The organism is Aeromonas sanarellii (assembly GCF_000820085.1).
In the GTDB taxonomy this organism is placed as follows: Bacteria; Pseudomonadota; Gammaproteobacteria; order Enterobacterales; family Aeromonadaceae; genus Aeromonas; species Aeromonas sanarellii.
Genome location: NZ_CDBN01000024.1, coordinates 1 through 1273 on the forward strand (window position 1 = coordinate 1; position 1273 = coordinate 1273).

2 protein-coding genes are annotated in these 1273 nt (G+C 67.4%); both read left to right on the top strand.

The features are described from left to right. Positions 1-232: 232 nt before the first annotated feature. Positions 233-1006 (top strand): transporter substrate-binding domain-containing protein, encoded by a 774-nt coding sequence (locus BN1132_RS05535; RefSeq protein WP_459348701.1) that lies wholly within the window; start codon positions 233-235, stop codon positions 1004-1006. Beyond that, positions 982-1273 (top strand): PAS domain-containing protein (locus BN1132_RS20440; RefSeq protein ID WP_339361470.1); only part of this gene is annotated, 292 nt, incomplete at its 3' end. The genes BN1132_RS05535 and BN1132_RS20440, both read left to right, overlap by 25 nt.

The following is a 1273-nucleotide window of genomic DNA, read 5'->3' on the forward strand; positions in this document are numbered from 1 at the left end:
GGCCCCGCCCGAGCTGGCGCCTGCGGATTTCCGCTTCGCCATGCCGGCCCACCCCCTCGCGCTGTCGAGCCTGGTCGACAAGAGCCTGAAGGCGATCGGCGAGGGCACCCGCAATGCCGTCTTCACCCAGTGGAACGGGCCCATTCGCGACATGAACGACAGGGCGAGCGATCTCTATGACGCCGCCGAGCGGGCCTGGATCCGGCGCTCGCCCCCCATCAGGGTGTGGCTGATGGACAACCTCTACCCCTATGGCGCCCTGGATCACGACGGCCAGCTCACCGGCATGACGGTCGACATGCTGGCCAGGGTGGGCAAACGCTCCGGCCTTCGCTTCGAGTTCGTGAGCGCAGACTCCGAACGCCAGCTGGCGAAGGCCATGCAGTCAGGCGCCATCGACCTTATCGGCGCCATCTCGCGGCCCGTGGCCGAGGGCTACGGCCTGCGTCCCTCGGCTCCCTATGCCGCCGACGACATCTACGTGATCCTCACCCGCCAGGNNACCCTGCAGAGCCTGGCGGGCAAGACGGTGGGGATGACCCGCCATACCCCCCTCGCCGGGCGGCTAGGTCGCAGCCGTATCACCATTGTGGAGAACGCCGAAGAGGCGATGCAGGCGGTCGAGCGGGGCAGGCTGGACGCCGCCATAGTGCCGCTCTACTTTGCCCGCCACGCGCTGGAGAACGATCCGCAGACCCGGTTGCGCATCGCCGGCCCCGCCGACGAGGAGCCGATCCGGATGGGATTTGCCAGCCTGCGCGACCAGGGGATGCTGATGGGGATCCTCGACAAGACCATTCTTGCCATCCCCCCCAACGAGCTGGCCATGATGAGCTACGAGTGGCGCAACCGCAAACTGCCGGTGCCCGGCTTCATGGAGCGCCACGCCCACGCCTTCTACCTGCTGTTTGCCGTGCTGTTCGCCCTGGCGCTGGTGCTGCTNNCCACCCCATCGTCGTGCGGGACAAGGGTGGCAAGGTATTGCTGTGCAACAGCAAGTACCTGAGCCAGCTCGGTGCCCGGCCGGAAGCCGTCATGGGCCAGCCCTTCGCCCGGGGGCTGGCGGGGCTGATCGATGACCAGAGCATCGCGGTGCTGGAGCAGGATTTCGCCAGGGTACTGCGGGAGGGTCGGCCCGTCTTTGCCGATCGCCTCTTCCACCGGCAGGGGGAGCAGACCGACATCTACCACTGGATGGTGCCCTACTTCGATGGTGACGGGACCATCAGCGGGGTGATCGACGGCTGGATCGACATCACGGAGCGCAAGCGGC